21 protein-coding genes are annotated in these 24,858 nt (G+C 74.1%); 11 read left to right on the plus strand and 10 right to left on the minus strand.

Annotated elements, in window-relative coordinates:
• Positions 1–10: 10 nt before the first annotated feature.
• The 3 genes from OG764_RS26420 to OG764_RS26430 all read left to right on the plus strand — a co-directional run bounded on the left by OG764_RS26420 (position 11) and on the right by OG764_RS26430 (position 4,937).
• On the plus strand, positions 11–2,902 hold the full coding sequence (locus OG764_RS26420) for a DEAD/DEAH box helicase (RefSeq protein ID WP_328970921.1): 2,892 nt from the start codon (positions 11–13) through the stop codon (positions 2,900–2,902).
• On the plus strand, positions 2,899–4,107 hold the full coding sequence (locus OG764_RS26425) for an SWIM zinc finger family protein (RefSeq protein WP_328970922.1): 1,209 nt from the start codon (positions 2,899–2,901) through the stop codon (positions 4,105–4,107). Before OG764_RS26420 ends, OG764_RS26425 begins: the two co-directional genes overlap by 4 nt.
• Positions 4,108–4,247: 140 nt before the next feature.
• Positions 4,248–4,937, plus strand: a complete 690-nt coding sequence (locus OG764_RS26430; protein WP_328970923.1) for a chaplin — start codon at positions 4,248–4,250, stop codon at positions 4,935–4,937.
• A gap of 13 nt (positions 4,938–4,950) precedes the next feature.
• On the opposite strand, the gene OG764_RS26435 is transcribed toward OG764_RS26430, so the two are convergent.
• Entirely contained in the window at positions 4,951–5,610 is a 660-nt protein-coding gene (locus OG764_RS26435) for a DUF2293 domain-containing protein (RefSeq protein ID WP_328970924.1), read from the minus strand.
• 203 nt (positions 5,611–5,813) lie between these two features.
• On the opposite strand from OG764_RS26435, the gene OG764_RS26440 reads away from it, so the two are divergent.
• A complete protein-coding gene (locus tag OG764_RS26440; protein ID WP_328970925.1) occupies positions 5,814–6,218 on the plus strand; it encodes a cupin domain-containing protein in 405 nt (134 codons plus the stop codon).
• 27 nt (positions 6,219–6,245) lie between these two features.
• On the opposite strand, the gene OG764_RS26445 is transcribed toward OG764_RS26440, so the two are convergent.
• Entirely contained in the window at positions 6,246–7,685 is a 1,440-nt protein-coding gene (locus tag OG764_RS26445) for a WGR domain-containing protein (protein WP_328970926.1), read from the minus strand.
• Positions 7,686–7,776: 91 nt separating this feature from the next.
• Here OG764_RS26445 and OG764_RS26450 point away from each other — a divergent pair, with 91 nt between their 5' ends.
• Positions 7,777–8,427: a uridine kinase gene (locus tag OG764_RS26450; protein ID WP_328970927.1), complete on the plus strand. Its 651-nt coding sequence runs from the start codon at positions 7,777–7,779 to the stop codon at positions 8,425–8,427.
• A gap of 9 nt (positions 8,428–8,436) precedes the next feature.
• Here OG764_RS26450 and OG764_RS26455 read toward each other — a convergent pair whose 3' ends face one another.
• Both OG764_RS26455 and OG764_RS26460 read right to left on the minus strand, forming a co-directional pair.
• On the minus strand, positions 8,437–9,378 hold the full coding sequence (locus tag OG764_RS26455) for a carbohydrate kinase family protein (RefSeq protein WP_328970928.1): 942 nt from the start codon (positions 9,376–9,378) through the stop codon (positions 8,437–8,439).
• Positions 9,375–10,310 carry a pseudouridine-5'-phosphate glycosidase gene (locus OG764_RS26460; RefSeq protein WP_328970929.1) on the minus strand — a complete coding sequence of 312 codons (936 nt, stop codon included), beginning with the start codon at positions 10,308–10,310 and terminating at the stop codon, positions 9,375–9,377. Before OG764_RS26460 ends, OG764_RS26455 begins: the two co-directional genes overlap by 4 nt.
• 138 nt (positions 10,311–10,448) lie before the next feature.
• On the opposite strand from OG764_RS26460, the gene OG764_RS26465 reads away from it, so the two are divergent.
• Complete coding sequence (locus tag OG764_RS26465) at positions 10,449–10,817, plus strand: cupin domain-containing protein (protein ID WP_328970930.1); 369 nt, start codon at positions 10,449–10,451, stop codon at positions 10,815–10,817.
• A gap of 84 nt (positions 10,818–10,901) precedes the next feature.
• Here the strand turns inward: OG764_RS26465 and OG764_RS26470 are convergent, their stop codons facing one another.
• From OG764_RS26470 to OG764_RS26480, 3 genes are all read right to left on the minus strand, one after another.
• Positions 10,902–12,110: an MFS transporter gene (locus OG764_RS26470; protein ID WP_328973175.1), complete on the minus strand. Its 1,209-nt coding sequence runs from the start codon at positions 12,108–12,110 to the stop codon at positions 10,902–10,904.
• Between the two features lie 279 nt (positions 12,111–12,389).
• Entirely contained in the window at positions 12,390–12,935 is a 546-nt protein-coding gene (locus OG764_RS26475; RefSeq protein ID WP_328970931.1) for a methylated-DNA--[protein]-cysteine S-methyltransferase, read from the minus strand.
• Positions 12,936–12,982: 47 nt separating this feature from the next.
• Positions 12,983–14,044, minus strand: a complete 1,062-nt coding sequence (locus OG764_RS26480) for a glycerophosphodiester phosphodiesterase (protein WP_328970932.1) — start codon at positions 14,042–14,044, stop codon at positions 12,983–12,985.
• A gap of 297 nt (positions 14,045–14,341) precedes the next feature.
• On the opposite strand from OG764_RS26480, the gene OG764_RS26485 reads away from it, so the two are divergent.
• The 5 genes from OG764_RS26485 (at position 14,342) to OG764_RS26505 (ending at position 21,493) form a co-directional block, all read left to right on the plus strand.
• Positions 14,342–15,193 carry an MHYT domain-containing protein gene (locus OG764_RS26485; RefSeq protein WP_328970933.1) on the plus strand — a complete coding sequence of 284 codons (852 nt, stop codon included), beginning with the start codon at positions 14,342–14,344 and terminating at the stop codon, positions 15,191–15,193.
• A 51-nt stretch (positions 15,194–15,244) separates the two neighbouring features.
• Positions 15,245–17,383 carry an excinuclease ABC subunit UvrB gene (gene uvrB, locus OG764_RS26490; RefSeq protein ID WP_328970934.1) on the plus strand — a complete coding sequence of 713 codons (2,139 nt, stop codon included), beginning with the start codon at positions 15,245–15,247 and terminating at the stop codon, positions 17,381–17,383.
• 151 nt (positions 17,384–17,534) lie between these two features.
• Positions 17,535–18,113: a TerD family protein gene (locus tag OG764_RS26495; protein WP_328970935.1), complete on the plus strand. Its 579-nt coding sequence runs from the start codon at positions 17,535–17,537 to the stop codon at positions 18,111–18,113.
• Positions 18,114–18,160: 47 nt separating this feature from the next.
• A complete protein-coding gene (locus tag OG764_RS26500; protein ID WP_328970936.1) occupies positions 18,161–20,191 on the plus strand; it encodes a TerD family protein in 2,031 nt (676 codons plus the stop codon).
• A gap of 318 nt (positions 20,192–20,509) precedes the next feature.
• A complete protein-coding gene (locus OG764_RS26505) occupies positions 20,510–21,493 on the plus strand; it encodes a TerC family protein (protein WP_328970937.1) in 984 nt (327 codons plus the stop codon).
• A gap of 120 nt (positions 21,494–21,613) precedes the next feature.
• Here OG764_RS26505 and OG764_RS26510 read toward each other — a convergent pair whose 3' ends face one another.
• The 3 genes from OG764_RS26510 to OG764_RS26520 form a co-directional block, all read right to left on the minus strand.
• Entirely contained in the window at positions 21,614–22,897 is a 1,284-nt protein-coding gene (locus OG764_RS26510) for an MFS transporter (RefSeq protein ID WP_328970938.1), read from the minus strand.
• Positions 22,898–23,305: 408 nt separating this feature from the next.
• Entirely contained in the window at positions 23,306–23,962 is a 657-nt protein-coding gene (locus OG764_RS26515) for an MBL fold metallo-hydrolase (protein ID WP_328970939.1), read from the minus strand.
• 58 nt (positions 23,963–24,020) lie between these two features.
• Positions 24,021–24,725 (minus strand): maleylpyruvate isomerase family mycothiol-dependent enzyme, encoded by a 705-nt coding sequence (locus OG764_RS26520; RefSeq protein ID WP_328970940.1) that lies wholly within the window; start codon positions 24,723–24,725, stop codon positions 24,021–24,023.
• Positions 24,726–24,858: the final 133 nt, after the last annotated feature.

Raw genomic sequence — 24,858 nt, forward strand, 5'->3', positions numbered from 1 at the left:
GGTGGCTTCGATGGATCCGTACGGGACGGGGCGCGCCCTGCTGCGCCACGCGGCCGTCTTCCTGCCCGCGGAAGTGCCGCGGGAGGGGCGGATCGCGTTCTGGTCGCCCGGCTCGGAACCGCTGCCGGACGACGTGCCGGAGGCCCTCCAGGACGGCCTTCCGGAGGCCGGGCGGCGCACCCTGCTGACGGTCGTCGGCCCGCACGGGGCCGGTGCCCGCAGCCGGTCGGTGCCGGCCGTGGTGCTGCCCGTCGGACCGGCGCTGCCGCTGCTCGGTGCGGCGGCGGCCGCGCCGGGCGTCCATCCCGCGACCCGCTGCTGGGCCGCGGCCGCCCGCCAGGCGCTCCAGCTCACCGCCCGCGGCCGGCTGCTGCCCGGGGTGACGGCCGCGGACCAGGACGCGTGGCGGGCCGGTCCGCTCACCGCCGACGACCTCGCCCACCTGCGGGCGATCGCCGCCGCGATGCCGTACGAAGGGCACGCGACCCCGCTGCCGGGCCGCGGACCGCTCAGGCTCCCGGAGCCCGAGGCGCTGCTGCGGGCCTTCCTCGACGCGGTCGCGGACAGCCTGCCGCGCACGCCGGCGGCGCCGTATGCGGCGGGGCGTCCGTTCGCGGCGCGCGAGCCGCAGCGGGTGCCGGGGATACGCGACTGGGCGGTGCAGGTGGCCGCGGGCGCGGACGCCGGCGTGGGCATCTCGCTTCGCCTCGACCTGAACGCGTACGGGGTCTTCGACGCCTCGGACGAGCCCCCGACGGACGCATCGGACGCATCGGACGGCCGCTCGGCCGAGGCCGTGCGCCGGGCGGGTGCGGCCGTGGTGCAGGTGCACAGCCTGGCCGACCCGACGCGGGTGACGGACGCCGGCCTGCTGTGGGCGGGCCTGGCTGCGGCCGACAGTTTCGGGCCGCGGGCCCGGATCGACGCGGTGCTGGCGCTGCGCCGGGCCGCCCGGGTCTGGCCGCCGCTGCTGCGGCTGCTGGACCAGCCGGTGCCGGACGTCCTCGCGCTGTCCGACGAGGAGTTGGAGGACCTGCTCGGTGTCGCCGCGGCCCGGCTCGCCGCGGCCGGCGTGCCGGTGCACTGGCCGCGCGAACTCGCCCGTGGCCTCACCGCCACCGCGGTGGTGCGCGCGGCGCCCGGCTCGGCCGCCGACGGGACGTCCTTCTTCGACGCGCAGAAGCTCTTCTCGTTCGAATGGGAGGTGGCCCTGGGCGGCGACCGGCTCACCCCCGCCGAGCTGGACGTGCTCGCCGAGGCGCACCGGCCCATCGTGCGGCTGCGCGACCAGTGGGTGGCCGTGGACCCGGTGCTGGTGCGCAAGGCCCGCAAACGCGAGCTGGGGCTGCTCGACCCGGTCGACGCGCTGGCCCTGGCCCTCACCGGTACGGCCGAGGTCGACGGGGAGCCGGTGGCCGCGGTGCCCGTCGGTGCGCTGGCGGCCCTGCGGGCCCGGCTGACCGGGGAGCTCGCGCCGCTTCCCGAGCCGCCGGGGCTGGCGGCGGTGCTCCGCGAGTACCAGCAGCGCGGGCTGGCCTGGCTGGACCTGATGACCTCGCTCGGCCTGGGCGGCTGCCTCGCCGACGACATGGGCCTGGGCAAGACGGTCACGCTGATCGCCCTGCACCTGCACCGGGCGCGGCCGGAGCCCACCCTGGTGATCTGCCCGGCCTCGCTGCTGGGCAACTGGCAGCGGGAGATCGAGAGGTTCGCGCCGGGCGTGGCCGTGCGCCGCTTCCACGGCAGCACCCGCAGCCTCGACGGGCTCGCCGGCGGCTTCGTCCTGACCACGTACGGGACGATGCGCGCGAGCGCCGAGCGGCTGGCCGGGCAGGCCTGGGGCATGGTCGTCGCCGACGAGGCCCAGCACGTGAAGAACCCGTACTCCGCGACCGCGAAGGCGCTGCGGACGATCCCGGCGCCGGCCCGGGTCGCGCTCACCGGCACCCCCGTCGAGAACAACCTGTCCGAGCTGTGGGCCCTGCTCGACTGGACCACGCCCGGGCTGCTGGGCCCGCTGACCGCCTTCCGGGCCCGGCACGCGCGGGCCGCCGAGCAGGGCGAGAACCCGGGACACGAGGAGGCCGTGGCCCGGCTCTCCCGGCTGGTGCGGCCCTTCCTGCTGCGCCGCAGGAAATCCGACCCGGGCATCGCCCCCGAACTGCCGCCGAAGACCGAGACCGACCACCCGGTGGCCCTCACCCGCGAGCAGGTCTCGCTGTACCAGGCGGCGGTCACGGAGACCATGGCGCTGATCGAGGCCAGCGAAGGCATCGCGCGCCGCGGACTGGTCATGAAGCTGCTCGCCTCGCTCAAGCAGATCTGCAACCACCCGGCGCAGTTCCTGAAGGAGGACCGGCCGCGGATCGCACACCGCTCCGGCAAGCTGGCCCTGCTGGACGAGCTCCTGGACACCATCCTCGCCGAGGACGGGTCCGTGCTGGTCTTCACGCAGTACGTGACCATGGCCCGGCTGCTGTCCGACCACCTGACCGCGCGCGGGGTGTCCTCCCAACTGCTGCACGGCGGCACCCCGGTGGACCGCAGACAGGAGATGGTCGACCGCTTCCAGTCCGGTGAGGTGCCGGTGTTCCTGCTGTCCCTGAAGGCCGCCGGCACCGGGCTGAACCTCACCCGGGCCGGACACGTCGTGCACTACGACCGCTGGTGGAACCCGGCGGTCGAGGAGCAGGCCACCGACCGGGCGTACCGGATCGGGCAGACCCAGCCCGTGCAGGTCCACCGGCTGATCGCCGAGGGCACCGTCGAGGACCGCATCGCCGAACTCCTCGCCTCCAAGCGGGCCCTGGCCGACGCGGTGCTCGGCACCGGCGAGACCGCCCTGACCGAACTGTCCGACGCCGACCTCGCCGATCTCGTCTCCCTGCGCAGGCCCTCATGATCACCGCGCGGGACGACCGCCGCCGCACCTTCGACACGCTGCACGGCGGGCCGGAGGCCACCACCTGGTGGGGGCGGGCCTGGGTGGCCGCCCTGGAGGAGCGGTCCCGGGACTCCGGGCGCCTCGCGCGCGGCCGCAGCTACGCGGCCGAGGGCCACGTCGAGGCGGTCACCGTCACCCCCGGCCGGCTGGTGGCGTACGTGCGGGGCAGCCGGTCCCGGCCGTACCGCACCGAGATCGGCCTGGCGGTGTTCGACGCGGAGGACTGGGAGGTGTTCCTGGAACGGACCGCCGCCGACCCCGCCTACCTGGCGGCCCTCCTCGAACGGGAGGTGCCGCAGGGCCTCGCCGAAGCGCTGCTCCCCGGCCCGGGCGAGCTGGTGCCCCGCTGCTCCTGCCCCGATTCCGGCCCGCCGCCGTGCAAGCACGCGGCGGCGCTCTGCTACCGGGTGGCGCACCTCCTGGACGAGGACCCGTTCGTGCTCCTGCTGCTGCGCGGCCGCGGCGAGCGCGAGGTCGTCGAGGAGCTGACCCGGCGCAATGCCGCGCACGCCGCCCGCGAACAGACGGCGGAAGCCGCCGGCCTGCCCGGGGTGCCGGCCCGTACCGCCGTCGCGCCCCGGAGCCTGCCGCCGCTGCCCGCCCCGCTGCCGGACCCGGCCGTCCCCGCGCACCCGCCGTCGTACCCGGAGGGGCCGGGCGCCCCGGACCCGCTGGCCCTGGACCAGCTGGCGACGGACGCGGCGGCGCGCGCGCACGCGATCCTCGGCACCGGGCGGGACCCGATCGCCGGGCTGACGCTCTGGCAGGACGCGGTCCGGCTGGCCGCCGCGCATCCCACGCAGGGCCTGACGGGCCAGGCCCGCGTGCTCTACCGCGACCTCGCCCGGGCCACCGGCCGGTCCACCACCGACCTGGCGCGCGCCGCCACGGCCTGGCGGCACGGCGGGCGGGCCGGGCTCGCCGTACTGGAGGAGGCGTGGGACCCGCCCGCGGGCCCCTTCGACCGGGCCGGCCCGGCGCTCCTGGCCGCGGGCGAGGGCCAGTTCCGCCCGCACCGCAACGCCCTCACGGCGGGCGGCCGCCAAATCCGTCTGGGCCGCGACGGCCTCTGGTACCCGTACGCGGGCACCGGGCCCGAGCCCGACTGGTGGCCCGCCGGCCCCCCGTGCCCGGACCCGGTCGAGGCCCTGCGCCGCCCGTGAGGGCGAAGATCGGGAAGTACGGAGGTCCCAGTACACGATGGAGTGAAATGAGTACCGGCTCTATAACCCGAACGGGTTTACCGCGTTGATCCGGGTGCGGGCGGAACGCCCGTGAACTCCTCCGGAAGGCAGGGAAACTGATGCGGCAGAGTCGTCGGAACGGCTTGATCGCGGCGGTCGTCGCGAGCGGTGCGCTGTCGGTGGCGGGGGCCGCCGGGTACGCGTTCGCGGACACGGGTGCCGCGGGGCAGGCCGCAGGGTCGCCGGGACTGCTGTCCGGGAACCTGGTGCAGCTTCCGGTCCACGTGCCGGTGAACGCCTGCGGGAACACGGTCAGCGTGGTGGGGCTCCTCAACCCGGCCGCGGGCAACACCTGCGTGAACGAGGGGGACCATGCGCCGCGGGCGACGCCGTACGGGTCCAAACCGGGGCCGGGGCCCCGGAATGCCGGGGGCGCCGTGGCGGAAGGTCGCGGAAAGGATTCGCCCGGGGTGCTCTCCGGGAACGCGGTCCAGCTCCCGGTCGACCTCCCGGTCAACGTCTCGGGCAACTCGGTGAACGTCGTCGGCGTCGGCAACAGCTCCACCGGCAACACGTCCGTCAACGGTACGGAGCCCGGGCGCAGCGGCGCGAAGCCGCCGCAGCAGCCGCCCCGCAAGCCCCCGGTGGTCCGCCCGGTGGTGGCGCCGCCCGCGCCCGCCAAGCCGGTCACCCCCGCACTGGCCCACACCGGGGCCGACGGGCTCGGCTACGCGGCGCCCGCCGGCGCCGCCCTGCTGCTGGGCGGCGCGGTCCTCTACCGCCGCTTCCGTCCCTCCGCCGCCCGATAGTCCCCGGACCGGTCTACGCGGCCTCCGGGTGCCGCCAGGCCGTCAGGATCGCCTCGATGCGCGGCGCCAGCCGGGCGCGGGCCTGGTAGCGGGGGACTCCCGCCATCAGCATCGCGTCGTAGTCCGTGTCGTCGTGGCGTACCGAGGCCCGCACCGCGACCGAGACCGCGTCCTCGTCGAGGGCGCGTCCGGCCGCGGTGCGGCCCACCCGGCCGCTGCCGCGCGCCGAGGCGTGCGCGGCGACCGCCAGGGCGCGTTCCGGCGGGATGCCGGGGAACAGCCGCTGTATCTCCGCGGCGAACGCGGCCGTGAAGCGCGTGTCCGCGGCCGCCCGCCGCACCTGGTCGCGGGCGCGCCGGCGGGCCCGCGCCTCGGCGTCCGCGAGGCAGCGGACCTCGGCGCGGGCCAGCGCCTCCTCCTCGACGAGCAGCCCCTGCCGTTCGTGGCGGCGCCGGCGCCTGACGTACCGGACGACCACCGCGTACAGCGAACTGCCCTCGCGGGCCCGCCGGGTGAGCGCGGCGTTGCCGCGCGGCAGGTAGACGAGATGCCCGAGGTCGGCGCAGTCCAGGCAGCGCGGCACGCCCTCCTCGCGGACGAGCATCGGCAGCGGCCCCCGCCGGCACTCCGCGCAGTGCACGGGCTTCGGCACTTCGAAGACGACGAGATTCATGCCCGGTTGATACCGCCGCCGGGATCCGCTCGCACCTCTCCCGCACGGATTCACCAACCGATCTTGGTTCCAGGGGAATTGGATCTAGGGTGTGGTCCGTTTGTGTCAATGAGCCGGATGGGGGAGGGGTTTGCGTGCGGGGTGACGGGCAGGGACGGCGAATACGGGTGCGGGGAGTCGCCGCGGCGCGCGGAGCGGGGCCGGTGCTGGCCCCGAAGGCGGCGCCGGCGACTGCCGGGTCGGGCATCTCGGGGGTGGTGCTGGCCGCCGGGACCGCGAACGCGGGCGTGAAGGTGAAGGGCCAGGGCCCCACCGACGTGATCGTCCGCGAGGTCACCATCCAGCCCGGTGGCCACACCGGCTGGCACTACCACCCCGGCCAGGTGGTCGCCGTGGTCAAGTCGGGCACCCTGACCCGGACCCTGGACGACTGCTCGGTGGAGGTCAGCGGGGCAGGCTCGGTGGTCTTCGAACCCGGGGGCCGCGGCGACGTCCACATCGGCCGCAACCACGGCACCGAACCGGTGGTCCTCTACGTCACCTACGTGCTGCCCAAGGGCAGCCCGCTGTCCGTGGACGTCGACCCCCCGGCCTGCGCCCCCCACTAGGCCGTCTCGTCCGACCCGGCCCGCCGCTCAGACCAGGCGGTGTATCTCGCCGCGCACCCGGTAGAAGCCGCCGACGGACGGATGCAGGCCGTCCACCACGTAGCGGGCTCCGGCCTCGCGGATGCCGCGCGGGAACTGCACGTGCCAGCCGGGCTCGAAGCCGCCCGACACCACCTGCACCCGCAGCCGCCCGCCGACCTGCACGCATTCGACGACCACGGCCCCCGCGGGCGCCACGGTGACCGTCGCCACCGCTGCGGGAGACGCCGCCGGGGTGTACGTCGGCAGCGCCGCAGCGGACTTCACGTCCACCGCCGTCGGCACCGTGCCCTGTTCGGCCGCCGCGATGGCCGCCTCGCTCGCGTCCACGCAGACCAGCGAGCCGTCCGTGGTGACCAGGTACAGCTTCCCGTTCAGGTACTGCATCGACAGGGCCGCCCCGGCGCCGGTGCCCAGCTTCCACAGCCGGTGCCCGGAGGCGTCGAAGCAGTACACCGACGAGGCCAGGTCGCCGGCGAAGACGTGCCGGCCGTCCGGCGAGGTCGCGCACGAGTACACCGCCGCGTCGCACCGGTAGGTGGCCTCCACCGCGCCGGTGTCCTTCGCCAGCCGCTGCACGGTGTGCCGCCCGGTGCCCGCGTACACCGCGGACTCCTCCTGCCAGCCGAACAGCACGCCGCCGTCGGTCCGGGTGTGCCACAACTCGCCGCTGCCGTCGGGTGCGTACGCCGTCACGCCCTCGCTGTGCCCGTGGTAGACGGCTCGGTCGTCCGCCCGCACCATCCACGCGTTCGACCCCGAGGAGCGCCGGGACCACTGGAACTCGTCCTCGTGGTCGATGACCGTCAGGCCGCCGTTGCGGTCCGCCACGTTCAGCACGCCCTCGCGGATGTCCAGCCAGAAGATGTCCACGTCCGCGGCGATGTCGTAGGCACCGAAGGGCACCTTCGACGACAGGTCGTACACCGTGCCGTCGTCGCAGCCCGCATAGATCCAGAACTCGTCCGCCACCAGGCACTTGACGCCGTCCGGCAGCGAATAGCGGGCGAGCACCTCGCCGCTGTGGCTGAGCGTGTACACGTCGCCCGACTGATTGCCGACCCAGCAGCGGTCCTCGTCCACGTGGATGCCGAAGGCCGCCGCCCCCGTGCGGAACCGCCACAGCACCGGGGCCACGGCCCGCGCCGTCGAAGGCGCCGCCGTCACCTGGCGGCGGGTCACCGCCCGGGCCGCGCGCTGCCCCCGGACCGCGGGCGCGTACCCCTTGCGCATCTTCTCCGCGATCTTCTTCGTGGCGGCGGCCTGCGCCTTCGCGGCTGTGGGGAAGGCGGAGTCCTGCGTCTGGCCGTCCGCGCCGATCCGCCCGTACCGCACCGACACCGCGGTCCCGTCGACGGTCACCTCGTAGAACTTGTGGGCACCGCCGTCCTCCTGAGACAGCTCCAGATACGTGGTGTTCCGAGACATGGCAGACCCCTCCCCAGGCCGGATCCGGCGGACTTCGCCCACCGCAGATCCACTGATCACCAAGCTAGGGTCGACCACTGACAATGGGCCCGTGCAGCTGGAACCGATCACCTGGGAACGGATGGCCGAGGCCCTCGCCCGCCATCTCGACGGACCGCTCCGCACGTCCGCGCCGCCGGGCGGCCGGGTGCGCGTGGCGATCGACGGGGCGCCCGCCGCGGACACCGGCGCGCTGGCCGCCCTGGTCGCGGACGCGCTGCGGCTGCGCGGACGTCCCGTACTGGCCGTCGCCGCCGACGGGTTCCTGCGGCCCGCCTCCCTCCGCTTCGAGCACGGCCGCGAGGACGCCGACAGCTACCTCGACGAGTGGTACGACGTCCCCGCCCTGTGGCGGGAGGTGTTCGTGCCGGCGGAGCCGGACGGCAGCGGGCGGCTGCTGCCCGACCTCTGGGACCCCGTCACCGACCGGGCCACGCGCAGCCCGTACGCGGAACTCCCGCCCGGCGGCGTGCTGATCGTGCACGGGCCGCTGCTGCTGCGGCACTGGTTCCCCTTCGACCTGAGCGTGCACGTCGGCCTGTCCGCCGGTGCGCTGGCCCGCCGCACCCGCGAGAGCGAGCGCTGGACGCTGCCGGCCTTCGCCCGCTACGAGTCCGAGACCGAGCCGACGGAGGCCGCCGACGTCCTCGTACGCGCCGACGACCCCCGGCACCCGGCCTGGTCCGGACTGCCGCCCGCCTGACGGGCGGCCTCACGCCGGGCGGCCGCCCAGGCGGGTCACCGCCGCCGCGCCCGCCCGGCAGCCGGACGCGGCGGCCGTCGCCGGGTCCGCGCCCGCCAGCCGCGCGGCCAGGAAGCCGCCCGTGAACGCGTCGCCCGCGCCCGTCGAGTCCACCGCCCGCGCCGGGGTGCCCGGCACCCGGGCCGTGACCTCGCCGCCCTCGGCCACCAGCGCGCCCGCCGCGCCCCGCGTGACCACGACCAGCGGGACCCGCCGGCTCAGCTCGGCGGCCGCCAGGGACGGGTCCGCGTCCGCCGGCAGCCCCGCCAGCAGCCGGGCCTCCGCCTCGTTGGGCAGCAGTATCCCGGCGCCCGCGATGTCGGCGAGGAAACGATCCGCCCCCTGCGCCGCGAGGAATCCCGCCGACGCCGGATCCACGCTCACCGGTACCCCGCGGTCCCGCGCCGCACGCAGCACCAGCCGGGCGAGTTCCCGGCTGGTCTCCGCGAACAGCAGGTACCCCGACACGTGCACGTGGGACACCCCGTCCAGCAGCTCCGCCGACCAGTCCGCGGGCGACAGCCGCAGCGCCGCGCCGCTGTCCGTCAGGAAGGTCCGCTCGGCCGTCCCGTCCACGAGCGAGACCACCGTGCCGGTCGGCTCGTGCGGATCGAGGACCAGCCGCGCCCGCACCCCCGCACGTACCAGCGCCTCCTCGTGCCATCCGGCCGACTCCGCGCCCACCCGGGCCAGCAGGCCGACGTTCCGCAGGCCCGCGTGCACCGCCCAGCACGCCGCGTTCGCGCCCGCCCCGCCGGGCAGCGTGCGGATCCGGGCCGCCGTGTCCGTCGCCGGGGCCAGCGGCCGGGCGTGCACCGCCACCACGTCCGTGATCACATCGCCCACGACGAGCAGGGACCCGGCCACCGGGGACCCCGTCGCGGCGGACCCCGCCACCGACGAGCCGGTCACCGCGCCGCCCGCTCCGCCCAGGCGGCGGCGATCCGCGCCGCCAGCCGTACGTTGCCGCGCACGGCCGCCAGATTGGCCTCCAGGGACGCCCCTCCGGTGTGCGTGACCAGGCGTTCCAGCAGGAACGGCGTCACCGCCTGCCCGGTGACACCGCGTTCCCGCGCCTCCGCGAGGGCCTCCGCCAGCACCCGGTCGTGCAGCGCCGGATCGAGCTGCTTCGCCACCGGCACCGGGTTCGCGACCAGCAGCGCCGACGCGGGCCCGTCCAGGGCGTCCTGCGCGGCCATCACCCCGGCCACCTCCCCGGGCGTGTGCACGGTCCAGTCCACCGGCTCGCCGGAACTGGCCAGGTAGAAGCCGGGGAAACGGTCGGTGCCGTACCCGATCACGCCCACCCCCAGCGTCTCCAGGCGCTGCAGCGTGGCCGGCACGTCCAGGATGGACTTCACGCCCGCGCACACCACCGTGATCCGGGTCCGCGCCAGCAGCGCCAGGTCCGCGGACTCGTCCTGGGTCCGCGTCCACTCCCGGTGCACACCGCCCAGCCCGCCGGTGGCGAAGACCCGCAGGCCCGCCCGCGCGGCCAGGAACGCGGTGGCCGAGACGGTGGTCGCCCCCGAGGCGCCCGCCGCCATCGCGGGCGCCAGATCGCGGTGGCCCAGCTTGCGCACCGCGTCGTCACCCGCGATCCGCTCCAGCTGATCCTTGTCCAGGCCCGCGTACGGCACCCCGTCGAGCACCGCGACGGTGGCCGGTACGGCGCCTTCCGAGCGGACCAGGGCCTCCAGCTCCGTCCCCACCAGCAGGTTGCGCGGGCGTGGCAGGCCATGGGCGAGAATCGTCGATTCCAGGGCGACGACGGGCCGTTGCCGGGCCATCGCCTCCCGGACTTCCTCCGACAGGACCGGTACGGCCGATGAGTGCAGTGGCATGTACCCATCCATGGCGCGGGAGACGGGCCCCCAAACGCGCCCGCGCCGCCGGGTGGACAGGGTGACGGGTCGGCGCACCTGATCATGGACGCGTTGGCCACCCTGGCGGGCCGGACCGGCAGGCTAGGGTGACGCGCCATGAGCACCAGTGACCAGACCCCCGCCCCCGCCTCGTTCGCCGTGTCCATCGCGGACGCCGAACTGGAGACCGAAGACCTCGACCCCTCCCAGATCGTCTCCGGCGACCCCGTGGTGACCGGCAAGGTCCTGTGGGAGTCCCCGGACGGCAAGCAGCTGCGGGGCATCTGGCAGATCACCCCGGGCGTGGTCACGGACACCGAGGCCAACGAACTCTTCGTGGTGATCAGCGGTCGCGCCACCATCGAGGTCGAGGGCGGCGACACGCTGGAGGTCGGACCGGGCACGGCCTGTGTGCTCCGCGAGGGCGACAAGACCACCTGGACCGTCCACGAGACGCTCCGCAAGGCGTACCACATCACCCTCTGACGGCTACGGCTACGGCTACGGCTACGGCTGCGGCTGCGGCTGGGGCTCCGGCTCCACGGCCGCGGCCCCGCGGGCGCCCACGGCTCAGGCGGCGTCGCCCTTGCCCGCCCCGGCCGGGTGCCGGCGGGCGGTGAGCAGGGCGAGGCCCGCCATCGGCAGCAGCAGGGCCGCGCCGATCGCGTTGAGCCAGCCGTAGCCGGCCTGCGCCACCACCAGGCCGGCCACCGCGCCGCCGACCCCCGCCGCCGTGTTCATCGTCAGGTCGGAGAGGCCCTGGACCGCGGCCCGGGCGGCCTGCGGCACCGAGTCGGTCAGCAGGGCCGAGCCCGAGACCATGCCCGCCGACCAGCCGAGCCCCAGCAGGAACAGGCCCGCGGCGGTCTGCTCGTGCCGCGGCCCGGCCGTGCCGGCGAGCAGCGCGGCGATGGAGAACAGTCCGGCCGCCAGCCCGATCACCGACAGCCGGCCGAGCCGGTCGGAGAGCCAGCCCATCACCGGCGAGAAGGCGAACATGCCCGCGATGTGACCGCTGATCACGAGGCCGATCAGGCTGAGACCGGCGCCGTGGTGGCTGAGGTCCAGCGGGGTCATCACCATGATCGACACCATCGTGGTGTGGGACACGGCGATGGTGACCAGCGCGAGCCGGGCCCGCGGCGAGGCCTTCACCGCGGCGAACCCGGCCTTGAGGGACCGGGCGGCGGCGCTCTGCCCGGTGGGCCCGGCCAGCGCCCGCGCGGTCAGCAGCGGGTCCGGCCGCAGCAGGACGGTCACCAGGGCGGCGGACAGGACGAAGATCCCGGCGGCCCACACGAAGGGGCCCGCCGTCTCGGGTATGGAGGTGCCGGCGAATCCGTGGCTGGCGGGTGCGGACAGGTTCGGGCCCAGCACCGCCCCGATCGTGCTCGCCCACACCACCGTGGAGATCGCCCGGGCCCGGTGGTCGGGGGCCGCGAGGTCGGCGGCCGCGAACCGGGCCTGGAGGTTCGCGGAGGACGCCGCGCCGAACAGCGCCATGCCGAGCAGCAGCAGCGGGAAGCTGCCGACGGCGGCGGCGAGGACGACCAGGCCCGCGCCCACCGCGCCGGTCAGGTAGGCGACGACCAGGCCCGGCCGGCGGCCGCGCGCGGTCATCAGGGCCGCGAGCGGCAGCGACACCAGCGCGGTACCGGCCACGGCCGCGCTCGACGCCAGCCCGGAGAGCTCCTCCGAGCCGCTGATCTCGGTGGCCAGCACCGGGGCCAGCGCGATGCTGATGGGCACGCCGAGACTGCTGACCATCTGCGTCGCCATGAGCACCCGGGAGATCCGCCGCTGGAGCGCGGGGAGATCGGCGGCCGTCACCGCCGGGCCGGGCTGTGCGCGGGGAGAAGAGTCAGTAGTCACCGGCGAAGTGTCGCACCCCTTACCGGATCGGTACACGGGTGAGCCCGGCAGAGCTCCGACCGGCCCGCCCGGGCCCGGCCCGGCACCCCCGGCACAGCTCCGACCGGCCAGGCCGCGCCGGGCGAGGAGGCCGGAAGGCAGGGCGGGGCGTAGGAGGCCGGAAGGCCGGGCGGGGCGGCCGGCGGATCAGAAGAGCGGCTGCGGCAGCACGCCCTCCAGCGCCAGCAGGATGCGTTTGGCCTCCAGGCCGCCACCGAAGCCGCCCAGACCGCCGTCGCTCTCCACCACCCGGTGGCACGGCACGACCACCGGCAGCGGATTGGACCCCATGGCCGCCCCCACGGCCTGGGCGGCGCCCGGCTGGCCGACCCGCGCGGCCAGGTCCCCGTACCCCACCACCGTGCCGTACGGCACGGTGCGGGCCAGCTCCTGGAGGACCTGGCGGTTGAAACCGGCGCTGAACCGCCAGTCCAGGGGCAGCCGGAACCGTCTCAGCTCGCCGGCGAAGTACGCGCGGATCTGGCGTATCGGCTCGGCGAGCAGGACCTCGTGGCCCGCCGGCGGCCGCACCGCCGTCAGGCCGAGCCGCGCCTCCAGGGCGCCGCCCATCCGCTCCTCGCCGTGGAACCCCACCTGGACCAGCCCGGTGCCGGTGGCGGCGAGGAACAGCGGGCCGACGGCGCTGTCCGCCAGGGTCCATTCGAGCTGCTGCCCGTCGCTGTTCTCGTTCACGCCACCACCGTACGGCCGGGCACTGACAGTGCCCGGCCGGCAGGCGGTCAGTAGCCGCCCACGGCGTCTCTGACCACGTCCGGGTTGTTCGAGATGAGCCCGTCGACGCCCTGGTCGCGGACCCGCCGCGCGGTCGCCGCGTCGTTGACGATCCAGGCGTCCACCGTCAGCCGCCGCCCGTGGGCGCCCGGGACGGCGTGCACCGCGGCGACCCACTCCTTGGAGATGGTGGTGTACGCGGGGTTGATCCGGTCGGTGAAGGCCCCGTAGTCGCGCAGTTCGGAGACCCGGGGCGTGCCGAGGAAGCCGGTGGTCAGGTCGGGCCGCTCGCGGTGCACGGTCCGTACGGAGGCGGCGCTGAAGCTCTGGACCACCAGACGGTGTGTCACGTGGTGCTCGTCCAGCCAGCCTTCCTCGTCCAGCACCCGCAGGACGTCGAGCTCGATGCCCGGGTACAGCTCGGGCTTCTTGATCTCCAGGAGCAGCCGCTGCTGGTTCAGCCCGACCTCGCGCAGGTACTGCCGGAGGGTGGGCACCCGGGCGCCCTCGTACGCGGCGCCGAACCAGCTGCCCGCGTCCAGCCGGGCGATCTCGGCCGCCGTGAAGTCCCCGACCCGCCAGGGGGACCGGCCGGGGAAGACGCTCTCGACGTTCGTGGTCCGGGCGAGGGTGTCGTCGTGGATGACGACGAGCACGCCGTCCTTGGTCCGCTGGACGTCGTTCTCGACCCAGTCGATGCCCAGGCGGGCGGCGTAGTCGATCGCCTCGAGGGTGTTCTCAGGGGCGTACGCGGAGGCCCCCCGGTGGGCGAGGACGACCGGGGCATTCAGCCGGTACGGGTCCTGGACGCGCACGGCGCGGCCGCGCGGCCCGCCCTGCCCGGCGGCCGGACCCGGCCCGCCGGAGGCCGCGGCGGGCGCGCCGGCGGCCGGGGGCGGGGCGGCGGACCGCGCGGCGGGCACGGCGGCGCCGGAAGCGGCAGAGGAGACAGATGAGGTGGACGAGGCCGATGAGGCGGAGGGGGCGCCGGCGACGGTGGAGCCCGCCGGGATGACGAAGGTGAGGCCCAGGAGGGCGGCGGCGGCCGCCGCGAAGGATCGTACGAACATGTGCGTTCTCCTCGGTGTCGGCAGCCGGGCGGACCGGCGGGCGACGCGGTGGTGACCACAGGCAGCGTGACAGCGCATCAGCAACGGGGGACGGGCCGCGGATGACCGCAGAGTGAACGAATCCGTCCGGAACGGCGCCTTGGCGGAAATCGGGCGGGCCAATCTGGCCGGAGGCGGTGCGCGAGGTTGCCCGTTCGGCCTAATCTCGCCATCAATCGGGCACGCACCAGCACGAGTTCGACTGGAAGACGGCCTGGAACGGGTGAAGGGCGGGCGAGGATGCACGGAACGGGCGCGATGTCCGGCACGTACGGCACGGTCGACGGCTTCAGCTATGGCCTGATCACGCCCCTCGCGGCGTACCTCATGGCCTGCCTGGGCGGCGCGCTCGGACTCCGTTGCACGACCCGGTCCCTCCTCGTCGAGCGCTCCTGGCGGCCCGGCTGGTTGGCCCTGGGGGCGACCGCCATCGGATCCGGAATCTGGACCATGCATTTCATTGCGATGATGGGCTTTTCCGTCGCCGAGTCGCCACTGAACTACGACAAACGGACCACGTTCGCGAGCCTCGGAGTTGCGATCGTGATGGTCGGGATCGGGATCTTCATCGTGGGATACCGGGGCAGCACCCCGATGTCCCTCGTCACCGGCGGCACCATCACCGGCCTCGGCGTCGCCTCCATGCACTACCTGGGCATGGCCGGCATGCGGCTGCACGGGCACCTGGAGTACGACACGAAAGTGGTGGCGCTGTCGGTCGTCGTCGCCGTCGTCGCCTCCACCGCCGCCCTCTGGGCCGCCGTCAGCGTCCGCGGACTGCTGCCCGCGATCGGCGCCAGCCTGGTGATGGGGCTCGCCGTCACCGGCATGCACTACACCGCGATGACCGCGCTGCGGGTCCGGATCGGCGGCGGGTACGGGGAGCTCGCCGGCGACCGGCCCACCACCCTGCTGGCACCCCTGCTGATCGGCCCGGTGGTCTTCCTGATCGTGGCCGCCGTGGTGGTCATGTTCGACCCGCTGCTGGTCATGGGCACCCAGGACTGGCAGAAGCCCGGCGAGGTGCGGTACCGGGAGCCCGTGCCCCAGCGCCCGGTGTGGCCCGCCCGGCCGACCTACGAGGATTCCTCGTACCCGCGGGAACCCTGACGCGGGGCGCGAGGCGACCGGTGTGTCAGTGGGGAGTCGTACGGTGGTGTCATGCGGCCCGTATCGAAGATCGAACGCACGGTGGCCCCCTTCGAGGTGGTCAGTCCCTACCAGCCCAGCGGCGACCAGCCGGCGGCCATCGCCGAGCTGGAGAAGCGCATCCGCGCGGGTGAGAAGGACGTCGTACTGCTCGGCGCCACCGGCACCGGAAAGTCGGCGACCACCGCCTGGATGATCGAGCGGCTCCAGCGCCCGACCCTGGTCATGGCGCCGAACAAGACCCTCGCGGCCCAGCTGGCGAACGAGTTCCGCGAGCTCCTGCCGAACAACGCGGTCGAGTACTTCGTCTCGTACTACGACTACTACCAGCCCGAGGCGTACGTCCCGCAGTCGGACACCTACATCGAGAAGGACTCCTCGATCAACGAGGAGGTGGAGCGGCTGCGGCACTCCGCCACCAACTCGCTGCTGACCCGCCGCGACGTGATCGTCGTCGCGTCCGTCTCCTGCATCTACGGCCTCGGCACCCCGCAGGAGTACGTGGACCGCATGGTCCCCCTCAAGGTCGGCGAGGAGATCGACCGCGACCAGCTGCTGCGCCGCTTCGTCGACATCCAGTACACGCGCAACGACGTGGCCTTCGCCCGCGGCACCTTCCGGGTGCGCGGCGACACCATCGAGATCTTCCCGGTCTACGAGGAGCTCGCCGTCCGCATCGAGATGTTCGGCGACGAGATCGAGGCGCTGTCCACGCTCCACCCGCTGACCGGCGAGGTCATCAGCGAGGACCGCGAGCTGTACGTGTTCCCCGCCAGCCACTACATCGCCGGCCCCGAGCGCATGCAGAAGGCCATCGCCGGGATCGAGACCGAGCTCGCCGACCGACTCGCCGAGCTGGAGAAGCAGGGCAAGCTGCTGGAAGCCCAGCGGCTGCGCATGCGCACCACGTACGACCTGGAGATGATGCAGCAGATCGGCTCCTGTTCCGGCATCGAGAACTATTCGCTCCACATGGACGGCCGGGAGCGCGGGTCCGCGCCGCACACCCTCATTGATTACTTCCCCGAAGACTTCCTTCTGGTCATCGACGAGTCGCACGTGACGGTCCCTCAGATCGGCGCCATGTACGAGGGCGACGCCTCCCGCAAGCGGACGCTCGTCGACCACGGCTTCCGTCTGCCCTCCGCGCTCGACAACCGGCCCCTGAAGTGGGAGGAGTTCCTCGACCGGGTGGGCCAGACGGTCTACCTGTCCGCCACTCCCGGCAAGTACGAGCTCTCGCGCGGCGACGGCTTCGTCGAGCAGATCATCCGGCCGACCGGCCTCATCGACCCGGAGGTCGTCGTCAAGCCCACCGAGGGCCAGATCGACGACCTGGTGCACGAGATCCGCAAGCGCACCGAGAAGGACGAGCGGGTCCTGGTCACCACCCTCACCAAGAAGATGGCCGAGGACCTCACCGACTACTTCCTGGAGCTCGGCATCCAGGTCCGCTACCTGCACAGCGACGTGGACACGCTGCGCCGCATCGAGCTGCTGCGCGAGCTGCGGGCCGGCGAGTACGACGTCCTGGTCGGCATCAACCTGCTCCGCGAGGGCCTCGACCTGCCCGAGGTGTCGCTCGTCGCGATCCTCGACGCCGACAAGGAGGGCTTCCTGCGCTCCGGGACCTCCCTCATCCAGACCATCGGCCGGGCCGCGCGCAACGTCTCCGGCGAGGTCCACATGTACGCCGACAAGATGACCCCGGCGATGGAGAAGGCCATCGAGGAGACCAACCGCCGCCGGGAGAAGCAGGTCGCGTACAACACGGCGAACGGCATCGACCCGCAGCCGCTGCGCAAGAAGATCAACGACATCGTCGCGACGATCGCCCGCGAGGAGATCGACACCGAGGAGCTGCTGGGCAGCGGATACCGGCAGGCCAAGGAGGGCAAGGGGGCCAAGGCGCCCGTGCCCGCGCTCGGCGGCAAGGCGGCCAAGGGCGGCGGCAAGGCCGCCAAGGGGGCCAAGAGGGAGGTCCTCACCGACCGGCCGGCCGCCGAACTGGCCGAGCTGATCGAGGAGATGACCGCGCGGATGCGGGCCGCCGCCGCGGACCTCCAGTTCGAGGTCGCGGCCCGGATCCGCGACGAGGTCGGAGAGCTGAAGAAGGAGCTGCGGCAGATGAAGGAGGCGGGCATCGCCTGAGCCCGGCGGGCGGGTTTCGTGGGTGTGTCTCAGGAGAGACACAGATTCGTACGCATCCGGCCGGTTCGCCGGTGCCGGTGCGTAGGGTTGGGCACGGCAGGGCAGCCGCGGGAACTCGCCGCGTGAGGATCGCTAGGAGAGGGGACAGCGCGTGACGGTCAACATGACCAAGGGGCAGGCCATCAGCCTGGAGAAGGCCGACGGGGGAACCCTGACCGCGGTGCGGATGGGCCTGGGATGGCAGGCGGCCAAGCGCCGCGGGCTGTTCGGCTCGCGGACCCGGGAGATCGACCTGGACGCCTCGGCCGTGCTCTTCGCCGACAAGCAGCCCGTCGACGTGGTCTTCTTCCGGCACCTCGTCAGCGAGGACGGCTCGGTCCGGCACACCGGTGACAACCTGGTCGGCGGCGTCGGCCAGGGCGGCGACGACGAGGCGATCCTCGTCGACCTCCAGCGGGTCCCGGTGCACGTCGACCAGATCGTCTTCACGGTGAACTCCTTCACCGGCCAGACCTTCCAGGAGGTCGAGAACGCCTTCTGCCGGATCGTGGACGAGACGAACGGCCAGGAGCTGGCCCGCTACACGCTCGACGGCGGCGGCCAGTACACGGCGCAGATCATGGCGAAGGTCCACCGGGCGGGCAGCGGCTGGAAGATGACGGCCCTGGGCAATGCGGCCAACGGCCGCACCTTCCAGGACCTGCTCCCGGCGATCGTCCCCCACCTGTAGGCACGGCAGCAGTACGCACGACCGGACACGACGGGGGAACGACGGCGATGACGGCCGAGCTGGTGCGGGGGCAGAACCACCCGCTGCCGCACACGCGGGTGGAGATCCGGGTCTCGGCGGGCACTCCCGTGCTCGTCGGCGCCACCCTGGGCGACGAGCGGGGCCGGCTCCCCGGACCCGACTCGGTCGCCCATCCCGGCCGGCCGCAGCTCCCCGGGGCCGAGGTCCCGGCGGCCGTCGCCGCCGGGCAGCGGGTCACGGTCGACCTCGACGCGGTCCCGGCGGCCGTGCACCGGATCGGGGTGCTGCTCGCGCTGCCCGCGGGCGGACCCGCCCGGTTCGGGGCGGTCCCCGCGCCGCACCTCGCGCTGCTGGGCGAGGACGGCGGCGACATCGCCGGCTTCACCCTCACGGGGCTCGACGCAGAGTCCGCGGTCGTCGGCTTCGAGCTGTACCGGCGCCAGGGCGCCTGGAAGGTGCGGGCGGTCGGCCAGGGGTACGCCGACGGGCTCGCGGGGCTCTTCGCCGACCAGGGGCTGCCGGCCCCGGCGGCGGCCGCCCTCGCCGCCGAGGCGCACGCGGCGGCCGTACCGTCTCCGCCCCGTCCCTCCACCCTGCCGGTCCCGGGCGGCTCGCCCGACGCGACCACGGCCACAGCCACGACCGCGACCGGAGCCGGTGGTGCGGGCCCGTCGGACGACGTGCCCGTCTCCGGCGTGCCGTACCCGGGCACACCGGGCCTGCCGGGTGCCTCGGGTACGCCGGATGCCTCGGGTGCACCGGGCTTGCCGAGCGCCTCAGGAGTGCCCGGCACCTCGGGTACGCCGCTGTCCGGGGGCGGCATCAACTACGCGCATCCGCGCCGGGCACGGACCGAGGCGCCGCCCCCGGGGCCGGCGGTGCCCGCGGCCGGGCCGGGCGAGGCGCCGCCGCCGGTCGCCGGGGACGCCACCGGCTGGTCGATGGAGGAGCGCCTCCACAACCAGGTCTGGGGCATGTTCGAGGACGCGGCGCGCTCGGTCGCCGCCTACCGCAGCGCCGTCGACTTCGCCGAATCCCGCCTGGACCGCGAGCTGGACCAGGCGCTCTCGGACCCGCGGAGCCGGATCGGCGGCACCGGCGACGCCGCCCGCGACGCGGCCCGGGCCCGCCGTGACGAACTGGTGGCCCAGGCGGCCGCCGTACTCGACCGCGACCTGGACCGGCTGGCCGCCGAATCGGCGGTCGTCGAACCGGCCCTGCCCGCCGCCTTCGCACGCTGGGACGCGCCGCAGTGGCAGGACCACCGGCTGCCCGACGAGCGGCCGATGTCGCTCCGGCTCGGCGATCTGCACCTGCCCGAGCGGCCCGACCTGCGCATCCCCATGCTGGTCCGGCTGCCGCTGGAGCGCGGTGTGTGGATCGACAGCGGCCGCACCGGCTCGGAGGCGGCGATGACGATGGACACCGCGCCGCTGCGCCGGCTCGCCCTGGACACCGCCGTCGCGCACGCCGTACGCCTGCTGGCCGTCCACCCGGCCGGCGGCTTCCGCGTACACGCCATCGACCCGGCCGGGGCCGGTGCGCAGGCCCTCGCGCCGCTGCGGCAGGCCGGGCTGCTCGCGGGTCCCGCCGCCGGCGGCGCCGACGGGGTCACCGAGCTGTTGGCCCGGCTCACCCGGCGGGTGGACCTGGTCCAGATGGCGGTGCGCGGAGGGGCGCCCGACTCGCTGCCGCCCGACCTCGACACCGCCGATCAGCTGCTGATCGTCCACGACTTCCCGCACGGGTTCGACGACCGCGCCGTCACACGGCTGCGCTACCTCGCGGACGAGGGGCCGGCGGTGGGCGTCCACCTGCTGATGGTCGCGGACCGCGACGAGGCCTCGGCCTACGGGCCGCTGCTCGACCCGCTCTGGAAGTCGATGCTGCGGCTGTCGCCGGTGCCGGACGACCACCTCGCGGACCCCTGGGTGGGCCACGCCTGGACCTTCGAACCGAGCCTGCCCCCGTCGGGCGGCGCGGTCCTGGAGCGGGTGCTGGCCAGGATCGCGGAGCGCCCGGGCCCGGCCGGCCGGAGCTACGGCTACGGCCACTGACCGCCCTGCGCCGAACACGCCCTCGACGGGACTCCGTCGGCCGCGCTCCTTTCCTCCGGCCCCCGCAGACCACTCCCTGACCTGCCGATGACCGCCAGCTGACCTTTCTTTGGGCATCCCTTTACCTTTGGCGGTCTCTCCCGGTACTCTTATGTGTGCGGAGGGGAGTATTCCTGCTGTTTCTGCACGTCGTTCCCGTCAATACGGACCGCCATCGGTCCCGGGGCGGCGGCCCGCGGCCGATCGGCCGTCCGGGTGGAAGAGACCTCCGGCAGCGATGACGCTGACCTTGAGCCATAGCGATCTGCCGGAGGCGTAATGGACGTTTCGTTGACCCTTTGGGTGCTGACCATCTTGGGTCTGGGCATCCTCATCGGCGCCGATTTCTTCATCGGCCGCAAGCCGCACGACGTGTCGATCAAGGAAGCCGGCACCTGGACGGTCGTCTGGATCGTCCTCGCCGTCCTCTTCGGACTCGGCCTGCTGTTCTTCGGCAACAGCCAGGCGTCCGGCGAGTTCTTCGCCGGCTTCATCACCGAGAAGTCGCTGAGCGTCGACAACCTCTTCGTCTTCGTCCTGATCATGGCGAAGTTCTCGGTCCCGTCCCACCTCCAGCAGCGCGTGCTGCTCGTGGGCGTCCTGATCGCCCTGGTACTGCGCGCGATCTTCATCGCGGCCGGCGCCGCGGTCATCGCCAACTTCTCCTGGATCTTCTACATCTTCGGCGCGTTCCTGATCTACACCGCCTGGAAGCTCATCCAGGAGGCGCGCTCCGACGACGAGGAAGAGGAGTTCGAGGAGAACCGCCTCCTCAAGTCGGTCGAGAAGCGGTTCGGCGTCGCCGACCAGTACCACGGCACCAAGCTCTTCATCCAGAAGAACGGCAAGCGCGTCCTGACCCCGCTGATGGTCGTCATGCTCGCCATCGGTACCACCGACGTGCTGTTCGCGCTGGACTCGATCCCGGCGATCTTCGGCCTCACCCAGGACCCGTACATCGTCTTCACCGCGAACGCCTTCGCGCTGATGGGCCTGCGACAGCTGTACTTCCTCATCGGCGGCCTGCTCAAGAAGCTGGTCCACCTCAGCTACGGCCTGTCGGTCATCCTCGGCTTCATCGGCGTCAAGCTCGTGCTGCACGCCCTGCACGAGAACGGGGTCGACGTCCCCGAGATCTCCATCCCGTTCTCGCTCGCGGTCATCTGCGGCGTCCTGGTCATCACCACGATCACCAGCCTGATCGCCTCGAAGAAGCAGGCGGCGGCGGAAGCCGCCGAGGCCAAGGAGTCGGTCGAGGCCTGACCGCGCGGGGCAGGACCACAGGAGCCGGCCGGGGCAGCGCCCCGGCCGGCTCCGGCCGTATCCGCACCCGCGCGCCGCGGCGGCCCGCAGGCCGTCGGCCGCGTACGGTGCCGCCGCCCGTCAGGCGGCGAGCGGTTCGGCCGCGGTGGCCCGGTGCGGCACCGGGACGGTTTCCGGCAGCAGCGCGAAGCAGCAGAGGCTGACCAGGGAGAGGCCGGCCAGGTACGAGGCCACCGCCCACGGCGGTCCCGTGCCGCTCGCCAGCGCGGTCGCCACGATCGGGGTGAGGGCGCCGCCCAGCACCCCGCCCAGGTTGTAGCCGACGGCCGCGCCCGTGCAGCGGACCCGGGGCTCGTACAGCTCCGGCAGGTAGGCGGCGATCACCCCGAACACCGCCGCCAGGGCGGTCAGCGCGCCGACGAAGCCCAAGGCCATCGGCAGCGGGCTGCCGGTGCGCAGCAGGGCGGCCATCGGGAACATCCACAGCGCCGTCGCCGCGCAGCCGGCCAGGCACAGCGGCCGCCGCCCGTAGCGGTCGCCGAGCACGGCGCAGACCGGGGTGGCGACGCCCAGGACGGCGACCGCGGCCATGATGCAGGCGAGCATGGTGGTCCGGCCCACCCCGAGGTGCTCGGTGCCGTACGCCAGCGACCAGGTGGTCACCGTGTAGAAGACGGCGTACGCGGACGCGAGCGCGCCGGCGGTGAGCAGCACCAGCCGCCAGTGGCCGCGGAACACCTCGGCGAGCGGCGCCTCGGCCCGCTGTCCGGACGCGGCCAGCGCCCGGAACTCGGGCGTCTCCTCCAGGGTGGCGCGCAGCAGCAGCCCGGCGGCGGCCAGTACGCCCGCCGCCCAGAACGGCACCCGCCAGCCCCAGGAGCGGAACTGGGCGTCGGTGAGGGCGGCCGACAGCGCCAGCAGGACGCCGTTGGCGAGCAGGAAGCCGATGGGCGGACCGACCTGCGGGAAGCTCGTCCACAGTCCGCGGCGCCGGGCCGGGGCGTGCTCGGCGGTCAGCAGCACCGCGCCGCCCCACTCGCCGCCCAGCCCGAACCCCTGGAGGAAGCGCAGGACGAGCAGGAGGACGGGGGCGGCGACGCCGATCGAGGCGTACGTCGGGACGCAGCCGACGGCGACCGTGGCGAGCCCGGTGAGCAGCAGCGAGGCCAGCAGGACGGGGCGGCGGCCGTAGCGGTCGCCGATGTGGCCGAAGACGGCGGAGCCGAGCGGCCGGGCCACGAACCCGACGCCGAACGTGCCGAAGGCGGCGAGGGTGCCGGCGAGCGGCGAGAAGGTCGGGAAGAACAGCGGGCCGAGGACGAGCGCGGCCGCGGTGCCGTAGACGAAGAAGTCGTAGAACTCGATGGCGGTGCCCGCGAGCGAGGCGGCGGCCAGGCGGGGCATGCCGGTCGAGGTCCGCTGCGCGGGCCCGGCGGGGCCGGGTTGCGCTTCCGGGTCCCCGCCCGGGACCACGAGCCTCGAACTCCCCCCGACTCCGCCCGGGGGTACCCCCGGACGAGGCTGGGGGCTGCCGTCGAGCCGGGTGGCAGGGGGCTCTGGAGCCGGACCGGTGGTGGGAGCCGGGGCCGTGAGGGGTTCGAGGTCCGGGGGCGGGGTCGAGGCGTGGGGTTCTTGCATGGGGCTCCGTCTACCCGGCCCGGGGTCGTCACGGAGCGTGGTCCCGGGGTGCTCGACCCGAACGAGTTCCCGGCGGTGCGGTGTTGACGTACGGGCGCGGCCCCGGGAGCCGAGGGACGGCCCGTGACCTGCCCTCCGGCCCGGATCACGGGTGGGAGGGCAGGCCGGGATCCGCTACCAGCCGCGCTCGCGCCACTCCGCGAGGTGCGGGCGCTCGGCACCGAGCGTGGTGTCGCCGCCGTGTCCCGGGTAGACCCAGCTCTCGTCCGGCAGCGCGCCGAACAGCTTGGCCTCGACCCCGTCGAGCAGGCTCGTGAAGGCGTCGCGGTCGTCATGGGTGTTGCCGACCCCGCCCGGGAAGAGGCAGTCGCCGGTGAACACGTGGGGGTGTCCGTGCGGGTCGTCGTAGACGAGGGCGATCGAGCCGGGGGTGTGGCCGACCAGGTGCCGCGCGGTCAGTTCGACCCGGCCGACCCGGATCGTGTCGCCGTCGCCCACCGGCACGTCCGTGGGCACCGGGATGCCCTCGACGTCGTCGCGGCCCGCGTACGTCCGCGCCCCGGTCGCGTCGACGACCTCCTGCAGCGCGCCCCAGTGGTCGCCGTGGCGGTGCGTGGTGACCACGGAGGCGATGCCGTCGTCCCCGATGAGCGCGAGCAGGGTGTGCGCCTCGGCGGCCGCGTCGATCAGCAGCTGCTCGCCGGTCGCCCGGCAGCGCAGCAGGTACGCGTTGTTGTCCATCGGGCCGACCGCGACCTTGGAAATCATCAGGTCCGCGAGCTCGTGCACGTCCGCCGGCCCGCCAACCTTCACCGCTCCGCTGTATGTCATGTCGGCAGCCTAATTCGTCGTGGCCCAGGTCGTCTCTACAAGATCCGGAAGAGACGGTCTAGAGCGGGGGCAGGGTGGGGAGGTCGCCGCCGGTGACGGTCAGGTGGGCGCCCTTGTCGCCGCGGCCGGCCAGCCAGCCGAGCAGCTGGGCGCCGGTGCCGTTCAGGGTCACGGGAGCGCCCTGGGTGCCGCCGGTGTGCCAGGTGGGGTCCCCGTCCCCGTCCCCGTCCCCGAGTACGAGGGTCACCGGGGGCACCTCGGGGCGGCCGGACCAGCGGTCGGCGAGGAAGGTGATCTCCCGCTGCGTGAACTCGTCGGGCAGGTCTTCCAGCTCGTAGCCGACGTTGAGGTCGACGTGGTGCAGCTCGACCTCGATGAGGCGGCGGAACGGGATGTTCGCGGCGGCGTCCTTGACGCCGTTGCGCAGCTCCACGGTCCGGGACCAGTCCTGGGCCGGCTCGGTGGTGGCCAGGAAACGGGCCGTGCTCTCGCGCAGGTCGGTGATCTGCGCGTCGAGGGTCCGGGGCGCGTCGCGCTCGATGTCGCCGTCGCGGGCGTCGGCGCTCGCGTACATCGGACGGCCCTCGAACACGTTGACGAGTGCGTCCGCGTTGCGGGAGAGGTGGGCCAGGACGTGGCCGCGGCTCCAGCCGGGCAGGCGTGACGCCTCGGCCAGTGCCGCGTTGTCGAGTGTGGCGAGCGAGGCCAGCAGACGGTCGGTCGCCGAGCCGAGGAGCGCCAGGTCATGTACGTGATCGTTCATGCGCCCGACGATAGCTCCGCCACTCCTTCGGGTGAAGGAGCCTTCCGACCGCCGCAAATCGAATGCGCGTGCTATAAGCTCGGAATCCTCACCGCGGCGCACTGGTGTGGCCGCCCCCATACCCTGGGACAGG

Origin of the sequence: Streptomyces sp. NBC_00239 (genome assembly GCF_036194065.1) — a bacterium.
In the GTDB taxonomy this organism is placed as follows: Bacteria; Actinomycetota; Actinomycetes; order Streptomycetales; family Streptomycetaceae; genus Streptomyces.